This window comes from Ferrovibrio sp., from assembly GCF_035304305.1.
Lineage (GTDB): Bacteria > Pseudomonadota > Alphaproteobacteria > Ferrovibrionales > Ferrovibrionaceae > Ferrovibrio.
The window spans coordinates 26,067-34,639 of the sequence record NZ_DATGQG010000129.1; the positions used below are offsets into that span (position 1 = coordinate 26,067).

The 8,573-nt window shown below is 62.4% G+C and carries 6 protein-coding genes; all 6 read left to right on the forward strand.

Annotation, left to right across the window (positions count from 1 at the left end; all coding sequences use genetic code 11):
• Positions 1 to 35: 35 nt before the first annotated feature.
• Positions 36 to 539 carry an Lrp/AsnC family transcriptional regulator gene (locus tag VKZ87_RS14775; RefSeq protein WP_324222028.1) on the forward strand — a complete coding sequence of 168 codons (504 nt, stop codon included), beginning with the start codon at positions 36 to 38 and terminating at the stop codon, positions 537 to 539.
• A 163-nt stretch (positions 540 to 702) separates the two neighbouring features.
• Positions 703 to 3,342: a glycosyltransferase gene (locus tag VKZ87_RS14780; RefSeq protein ID WP_324222029.1), complete on the forward strand. Its 2,640-nt coding sequence runs from the start codon at positions 703 to 705 to the stop codon at positions 3,340 to 3,342.
• A gap of 20 nt (positions 3,343 to 3,362) precedes the next feature.
• Complete coding sequence (locus VKZ87_RS14785) at positions 3,363 to 5,165, forward strand: hypothetical protein (RefSeq protein ID WP_324222030.1); 1,803 nt, start codon at positions 3,363 to 3,365, stop codon at positions 5,163 to 5,165.
• A gap of 46 nt (positions 5,166 to 5,211) precedes the next feature.
• The gene (locus VKZ87_RS14790) at positions 5,212 to 6,174 is read left to right on the forward strand and encodes a TAXI family TRAP transporter solute-binding subunit (protein ID WP_324222031.1); all 963 of its coding nucleotides are present in this window, start codon (positions 5,212 to 5,214) and stop codon (positions 6,172 to 6,174) included.
• Positions 6,175 to 6,246: 72 nt separating this feature from the next.
• Positions 6,247 to 8,346: a TRAP transporter permease gene (locus VKZ87_RS14795; protein WP_324222032.1), complete on the forward strand. Its 2,100-nt coding sequence runs from the start codon at positions 6,247 to 6,249 to the stop codon at positions 8,344 to 8,346.
• A partial coding sequence (locus tag VKZ87_RS14800) for a DUF1850 domain-containing protein (RefSeq protein WP_324222033.1) occupies positions 8,346 to 8,573 on the forward strand: 228 nt, incomplete at its 3' end. The genes VKZ87_RS14795 and VKZ87_RS14800, both read left to right, overlap by 1 nt.

Below are 8,573 nucleotides of genomic sequence, written 5' to 3' on the forward strand. Positions count from 1 at the left end.
TAAATCGCCTTAACAAGCCATGATGAAGGCAGAGAATGCCAAGTTCTGACCTCGATGCCCTGGATCGCAATATCCTCAGCGCCCTGCAGGAAGACGCACGGCTGAGCAATGTCGACCTTGCGGAGAAGGTGGGGCTGTCGCCGTCACCCTGTCTGCGCCGGGTCAGGCGGCTGGAGGAAGACGGTTACATCCGCGGCTACCGTGCCCTGCTGGACCGGAGGAAGCTGGGGCTGGGGCTGACCGTCTATGTCGACATCAAGGTGGAGAAGCACTCGGTGGAAAACGCTGCAGGGCTGCAGCGCATGCTGGAAGCCATCCCCGAAGTCGTCTCGGCGCACATGGTTTCGGGCGATGCGGACTTTCTTGCCGAGGTTGTCGTACCCGATCTAGCGGCTTACGAGGAGCTCCTCACCCAGCGCTTGTTGCAGTTGCCGATGGTGAAGGACATCCGTTCCAACTTCGTGATTCGCCCGATCAAGACCGACGGACCGGTATCGCTGTCGCATCTGTCGCCGGACGAGGCGTCCCGCCGGACCTAAGCTGCCATCCCCTCGACTCTTTTTTGCGCGCACCATATAGTCCGCTGGCTGCCGTAAAGCCGCCATATTAGCTGCATAGACCCGGAACCTGCGCGGGCGGGTTATAGGGCCAGACGATGGCTGCCGCCGGCGCATCCTTCCACCGTTTTCTGTCAAGGTAGCCATGCGCTATTCGGGACTGATCGTCCTCGTTCTCGTCGCCATCCTGAATGTGGCAGGCTGGGCCTATATCAACCGGCCGATCGAGCCGCGGCCCTGGGGCGAGTTCATCCACGGCGTTGACTATTCGCCTTTCCGCGGTGATCAGGGTCCCAATTCCGGCAAGTTCCCCAGTGAGGCCGAGATCGAGCAGGACATGCAGGTGCTGTCCGGCCAGGTCCGGCAGATCCGCACCTACTCCACACTCGATGGCCAGGGCGAGATCGCGAAGATCGCCGGTCGCTATGGTCTCGAAGTGATGCAGGGTACCTGGCTCGACGCTCGTGTCGACCGCAACGAGGAAGAGATACGCGAACTCGTCCGCATCGCCACGACGCATGACAACGTGCGGCGCGTGCTGGTCGGCAACGAAACGCTGCTGCGCGCCGATATTCCGATCGAGGACCTGATCCAGTATATCCGCCGCGTCCGTACCGAACTGACCGGCCGGCATGTCGAAGTGTCGACCGCCGAAACCTGGGACATCTGGCTGCGCTATCCGCAGCTTGGCCGCGAGGTTGATTTCATTGCGATTCACCTCCTGCCCTACTGGGAAGGACAAGCCCCCGACAAGGCGGTGGAATACGCTCTGGCCCGCTATCAGCAGGTCAAGGATGCCTATCCGACCAAGAAGGTCGTGATCACCGAGATCGGCTGGCCGTCAGAGGGCCGCATCCGGCGTGACGCCGTGCCGAGCCCGACCACCCAGGCAGCCTTCCTGCGGGCCTTCCTCAACATCGCCAACCAGCGCGGCCTCGATTATTTCATCCAGGAAGCCTTCGACCAGCCCTGGAAGCGGAATATCGAAGGCTCCGTGGGCGCGTACTGGGGCGTGTGGAACGCTGACCGGACGCCGAAATTCCCCATGGTGGGGCCGGTCAGCGATCGGCCGCACTGGCCGCAGCTTTCGGCTGCCTCGATCCTGCTGGCGCTGCCGCTGATGGTCTGGTTCCTGGCGCGCTGGGCTGATCTGCGTTTCTCGGGCCGGGTATTCTTCGTCGCGCTGATCCAGCTCGTCACCAGCGCCATCGTGATGGTGATCGATTCCGGCCTCCGGACCTATATGAGCCCGGGCATTGCCCTGATGTGGGCGATGCTGCTGCCGCTGCTGTTCATGCTGTTTCTGGTGGTCCTCGCCGAGGGGCTGGAGCTTTCCGAGGTGATCTGGGCCAGTCGCCGCAAGCGACATTTCCTGCCCTTCAAGACCGATATCGAGCGCAGCTGGCCGAAAGTGTCGATCCACGTGCCGGCATACAACGAGCCGCCCGAGATGCTGAAGAAGACTCTGGATTCGCTGGCGCGGCTCGACTACCCAAACTTCGAGGTCCTGGTCATCGACAACAACACCAAGGACGAGAAGGTCTGGCGGCCGGTCGAGGAGTATTGCCGCGAGCTCGGCGAGCGCTTCCGCTTTTTCCACGTCTCGCCCCTGAAGGGCTTCAAGGCCGGCGCGCTGAATTTTGCCCTGCAGCACACTGCGCCGGACGCGGAGATCATCGGCGTCATCGATGCCGACTACCTGATCGAGCCCGACTGGCTGAAATCGCTGGTGCCGTATTTCGACCGGGCGGATATCGGCTTCGTCCAGGCGCCCCAGGATCACTACGACTGGAAGAACGACACCTTCAAGGAATTCATCAACTGGGAATATGCCGGCTTCTTCCAGATCGGCATGGTCCAGCGCAACGAGCGCGACGCGATCATCCAGCACGGCACCATGACGCTCGTGCGCCGCGCTGCGATCGAACATGTCGGCAAATGGGCGGAATGGTGCATCTGCGAGGATGCCGAGATGGGACTGCGGCTGCTCGCCGGCGGCTGGCATTCGGTCTACACCGACAAGCGCTACGGCTATGGCCTGACTCCGGACAGCTTCTCCGGCTACAAGAGCCAGCGCTTCCGCTGGGCCTATGGCGCGGTGCAGATCATCAAGCGGCACTGGCGCGACATGCTGCCGGGTGCTGACCGCAAGCTCGACCCGATGCAGCGCTATCACTTCGTGACCGGCTGGATGCCATGGTTCGCGGATGCCCTCGGCCTCGTCTTCGCGATTGCCTCGCTGGCCTGGACGGTCGGCGTGATGGTGCTGCCGAAATATTTCGAACTGCCGCTGGCACTGTTCCTGCTGCCGGTGGTGGCCGTGTTCGGCGCCAAGCTGGCGCAGTTCCTGTGGCTGTACAAAATCCGTGTGCCCTGCACGCTGAGGCAGCGGCTGGGGGCCGGCCTGGCCGGCCTCGCGCTGACCTATACGATCGCCAAGGCGATGCTGTTCGGACTGTTCACGTCCAAACTGCCCTTTATCCGCACGCCCAAGCATGAGGACCAGCAGGCCGTCGTGCAGGCCCTGATCATGGCGCAGGAGGAAACCCTGCTGGCTTTCCTGCTGGTGCTTGCAGGCATCGCGATGTGGAATTTCCAGGGCGGCGAAGATCCAGAGGCCCGTCTCTGGGCGGTCCTGATGTGGGCGCAATCCGTCCCTTACTGGGCGTCCTTCGCGCTTTCGCTGATCAGCACTGCCCCCAAGCCGCCCAGCAAGAAGACGGCAGCCACCGCGCAGTCTCTGCCGTCGGCCACGCCGGCGGATCAGGGCAGCCCCGCGCAGTAACCGGTTGACGATACACAATCATGCATGCACCGACCCAGAAGCCGGTCCGCCGACTGCTGTTGCTGTCGGTTTTCATCATTGCCGCCGCGGTGCTCAATGTTCTTGCCTGGTGGCTGCCGAGCCGTCCGGTCCAGGTATTCGACGGCGCTGCGGCAGGACGTTCGGAACCGCTGCAGAGCGTGTCCTTCGCCCCGTTCCGGCGCGGGCAGGGGCCGCTGGTCAAGATCTTTCCCACGCCCGAACAGGTCGAAGAGGATCTCGCCAGCCTGCAGGGCATCGCGCGGGCTGTGCGGACCTATACCAGCCTCGAAGGCCTCGACATCGTTCCGGCCGTCGCGGGGAAATACGGGCTGGAGGTATTGCACAGCGCCTGGCTCGGCCGTGAGCTCGACGTCAATGAAAAGGAGATCGAGGCGCTCATCGAGCAGGCGAACCGCCATCCCGATACGATCAAGCGGGTCATCGTTGGAAACGAGGTGCTTCTGCGGAAGGATCTGACTGCCGACCAGCTGATCGGCTACATCCGCCGTGTGAAGGCAGCAGTGAAGCAGCCGGTATCCTATGCCGATGTCTGGGAATTCTGGCTGCAGAATCCGCGACTGCTCGCCGAGGTCGATTTCGTCACCGTGCATTTCCTGCCCTACTGGGAGGATCTGCCGGTCGGTGTCGACCATGCGATGGATCACATTCTCTGGGTTTACGACGAAGTGCGCCGGCAGCTGCCGGGGAAACCCGTCCTGATCGGCGAAGTCGGCTGGCCGAGCGAAGGCCGATCACGCCGCGACGCCGTGCCGTCACGCATCGAAGCCGCCAAATTCATCGCGGCGTTCCAGAAACTCGCGCACGACAAGGGGCTGGATTACAATCTGGTCGAGGCTTTCGACCAGCCTTGGAAGGTGGCGCTGGAAGGTACCGTCGGCGGCGCATGGGGTGTGCTGGACGAATTCCGCGATCCGAAATTTCCCGCCAGCGGCAGGGTCTCCAATCTCCCCTACTGGCCGCTTTTCGCCGGCATGGGCCTGCTGATCGCGTTGATCCTGATGGTGCTGCATGCGCAGCAGCTGTCCGCGCTGGCGCCGCTGCCGATGCTCGCCTCGGTGCTGTTCGCACAGATGATCGGCGGCGTTCTGGGTGCCACCATCGAGCATGGCCTGGAGCATAATTATTCACTGCTGCGCTTCGTTGAATTCATCTTCATGACGGCCCTGCAGACCGCGTTCGCCCTGTTGCTATTCCAGGAGTTGCTGTCGCGGGCCAGCGGACGGGAACCGCCGACAGTGCCGCTGCGCCCTCTGGCGTTCAGCCTGGGAGAACTGCGTCGGCACGGCGCGGCTTGTCTGCCGTTCAGGTCGCGTCCGTTGTCGAAGCAGGGCGCGGATCATGACGCCTTGCGGCGGCTGCGGCTCGGGGAATGGCTGTTTGCCGGATTTGCCCTCCTGGCCCTGTATCAGTGCATCATGCTTGCGGTGGCCGGCCGCTACAGGGACTTTCCCATTGATTACTTCCTGCTGCCGATCCTGGGGCTGCTGGTTCTGCAGCTGATCAAGGTCGCTCTCGGAGTGGGGACAGGCACAATCTTTCCGGCGCTCGGCACTGTCTTTGCTGCAGTGCGGGGGCGTGCTCCGGGACGCCTCACCGGGGAAACGGTGCTCGGATTTCTGCTTCTGGCCGTCCCAGTCGTCGTCCTGGTTGTCGAGAAAATCAGCAATCGTGAGGCGATTTACTGGTGTCTGACGGCGGCCACTTATGCCCTGCCGCTGCTGGGAAATTTGATGATCGCGGCGCGCGACAAAGGAATTGCCCTATCCGCGCCCAGCCGGTAAAACGGGCCCCGAACCAATAACCTAACGGCAGTCTGGGAGGGCTCCTATGAACTTCAGTGGTAAAGCGGTCGCCGCGGCGGCGATTTTGTCGGCATCGGTCGCGCTTGGCGCCGGCTCCGCCAAGGCCCAGGATTTCATCAACATCCTGACCGGCGGCACGTCCGGCGCCTACTACCCGATCGGGGTGGCGCTCTCGAACGTGTACAGCAAGGCGATTCCCAATGCGAAGGTGCAGGTTCAGCCGACCAAGGCGAGCGTCGAGAACCTGAACCTTCTGCACGGCAACAAGGGTGAGATTGCCTTCACCCTGGGCGACTCCCTGAGCGACGCCTGGAACGGCAAGGCCGATGCCGGTTTTGCCACGAAGCTCAGCACGCTGCGCACGATTGCGGCGATCTATCCCAACTACATCCAGATTGTTGCCAGCGCCGATTCCGGCATCAAGACGCTGGCTGATCTGAAGGGCAAGCGCATCTCGGTCGGTGCTCCGAAATCCGGCACGGAGCTGAACGCCCGCGCGGTTCTGGGGGCCGCCGGCCTTAGCTACAAGGATTTCTCCAAGGTCGAGTATCTCGGCTTCGGTGAGTCTGTGGATCTGATGAAGAACCGCCAGATCGATGTGACGCTGCAGTCCGCTGCTCTGGGCGTTGCCTCGATCCGCGACCTGGCGGCCTCGGTTCCCATCACGATGGTGGCCGTCCCGGCCGATCTGGTGCCGAAGATCGGCGACCCGGCCTATGTCGCGGTCACCATTCCGGCCAACACCTACACCGGACAGACCGCGGCCGTTCCTGCCGTGGCGGTGAACAACTTCCTGGTCACCAGCAGCAAGGTCAGTGACGATCTTGCCTACAAGATGACCAAGGCCTTGTTCGACGATATCGGCACCCTGCATGCCGCCCATGCCGCCGCCAAGGCAATTACCCTGGAGAATGGCCCGAAGAATTCTCCGGTTCCGCTGCATCCCGGCGCCGAGAAGTTCTACAAGGAAAAAGGCCTGATCAAGTAAGCGATCGGCAAGTGAGACGTGCGCCGGCGCCGTGAAAGCGGTCGCCGGCGTTTTCATTAGCAGGGGTGAAAGATGGCTGCGAGCAATGTCAACGAGGGCGCTGCACAGACCTTTGTGGACCGTGAAAATCCCGGCCATGGTTCGGCTCAGCTGACGGGCTGGCAGGGGCGGGCCGTTTTCTACATAGCCATTGCCTTTACCTTCTTCCAGATCGTCACTGCTGCGTTCAGTCCATTGCCGTCGCAGGTCCTGCGCAGCGTCCATGTGGGGTTTCTGCTGCTGCTCACCTTCGTGCTGTTCCGCTTCAGCAAGGGGCGGGCGAGCGACAGGGCGCCCTGGTACGACTGGCTGCTCGGGCTCACCGGCTTTCTACTGGCATTTTACCACTGGGTATTCGAGGCGGACCTGATCCAGCGCGCCGGCGATCCCATTCTGGCGGACATCGTTGTCGGTGCGATTGTTGTGCTGCTGGTCATCGAAGGCGCGCGCCGCATCATGGGCTGGGAACTGCCACTGATATGCGCTGCCTTCATCCCCTATGCGATCTGGGGGCGTGAGCTGCCGAGCTTCATGATGCATCGGGGGTTCGATCTCGAGCAGGTGATCGACGTGCTTTACCTCGGTACCGAGGGCATCTACGGTACGCCGACTTTCGTGTCCGCAACCTTCATCTTCCTGTTCATACTGTTTGGCGCGCTGCTGGAACGCGCGGGCATGATTCAGCTGTTCAACGATATTGCCCTCGGAACGGTAGGGCATCAGAAGGGTGGCCCGGCCAAGGTATCGGTCATCTCGTCCGGGCTAATGGGGACGATCAACGGCTCCGGCGTGGCGAATGTTCTGACCACGGGGCAGTTCACGATCAAGCTCATGATGCGGTTCGGATATCGTCCGCAATTTGCCGGAGCGGTCGAAGCCTGTGCTTCCATGGGCGGGCAGATCATGCCGCCGGTGATGGGAGCGGTAGCGTTTATCATGGCGGAAACCATCGGAGTTCCGTATTCGGAAATCGCTCTTGCCGCGGTCATTCCGGCATTGCTGTATTTCGGTTCCGCATTCTGGATGGTGCACCTTGAGGCCGGTCGCCGCAATCTGGTCGGCATGCCGAAATCGGAATGCCCCAGCGCGTGGGCGGCCATTCGACGCCAGTGGTACCTGCTGCTTCCGCTGTTCGTGCTGGTCTTTCTGCTGTTTTCCGGCTTCACGCCGCTTTTCTCCGGAACGATCGGCATGGCGTTGACGGCCGTGCTGATTCTGGGCCAGCAAGCTACGGCTGGCACCCGCATTGTCCTGCTGCGTGTGGCCTTCTGGGTTGCATTGGGACTCGCAGCCTACCTGCTTTACAGCGTGGTGGGCCTGCGCATCGAATCCGCCGTCGTGGTGCTGGTCGGGCTGCTTGTCGCCGGCACATGGTTCGTCAAGGGCGGACTCGAGACCCAGAAGCTGCTCATGCACAGTTTCGCCGACGCCGCCAAGGGGGCGTTGGGTGTCGGCATGGCCTGTGCTCTGGTCGGCATCCTGATCGGCATCATGCAGATGACCGGTCTCGCCAATGACATCGCACGCGGTATTCTGGCCGTGGCGGGAGACAACCTGCTGCTCGCGCTGGTGATGACGATGGTCGTCTGCCTGATTCTGGGAACAGGCCTGCCGACGATCCCGAATTACATCATTACCAGTGCCATGGCGGCACCCGTCCTGCTCGAGATGGGTGTGCCCCTGATCGTCAGCCACATGTTCGTTTTCTACTTCGGCATTATGGCGGACCTGACACCGCCGGTGGCGCTGGCGGCACTGGCCGCTTCTTCCATCGCGAGGGAATCGCATATGAAAATTGCGGTCACCGCGACGAAGATCGGCATTGCCGGTTACGTCGTGCCGTTCATGGCTGTCTATACTCCCGCATTGATGCTGCAGGGCGGCACTTGGTTCGACACCGGCTATGTGCTGCTCAAAGCTGTCGTTTCCGTCGCTTTGTGGGGTGGGGCCGCCAGTGCCTGGCTGATCGGCCCGATGAGCTGGCTGGAGCGAATCTGGGCTACAGCTGCGGCCTTCCTGCTGGTCCTGGCCATGCCGATCACCGATGAGGTCGGCTTCGCCCTGGCGGCATCGGTTGTTGCATTTCACTGGTGGAAATCGCGCCGGTCAGCTGTGCGCCCGGCCGAAAGCTGATGCCCGCTCTCTGCCTGACGGTGGGAGCCGCGATCGTTGCACTGGGGGTCCAGTCGGCCGAGCTGCGCTGGACCCATTCGGTGCAGAAGACCGAATGGCGGGAAACCTGGCGTGCAGTGGTGGATGGCATCCGGCTGGAACAGGCAGCCGTACAGTCGAGCGGCGCCGGCATGGAACCCGGACCGGATGCGGTTTTGCGCGAAGGCTTCTGGGTCTGGCGGCCGAAG

What these genes read in the sequence shown, in the direction of transcription:
- VKZ87_RS14795 (WP_324222032.1), top strand. Translation starts at nt 6,247, where the DNA reads ATGGCTGCGAGCAATGTCAACGAGGGCGCTGCACAGACCTTTGTGGAC.
- VKZ87_RS14790 (WP_324222031.1), top strand. Translation starts at nt 5,212, where the DNA reads ATGAACTTCAGTGGTAAAGCGGTCGCCGCGGCGGCGATTTTGTCGGCA.
- VKZ87_RS14780 (WP_324222029.1), top strand. Translation starts at nt 703, where the DNA reads ATGCGCTATTCGGGACTGATCGTCCTCGTTCTCGTCGCCATCCTGAAT.
- VKZ87_RS14775 (WP_324222028.1), top strand. Translation starts at nt 36, where the DNA reads ATGCCAAGTTCTGACCTCGATGCCCTGGATCGCAATATCCTCAGCGCC.
- VKZ87_RS14785 (WP_324222030.1), top strand. Translation starts at nt 3,363, where the DNA reads ATGCATGCACCGACCCAGAAGCCGGTCCGCCGACTGCTGTTGCTGTCG.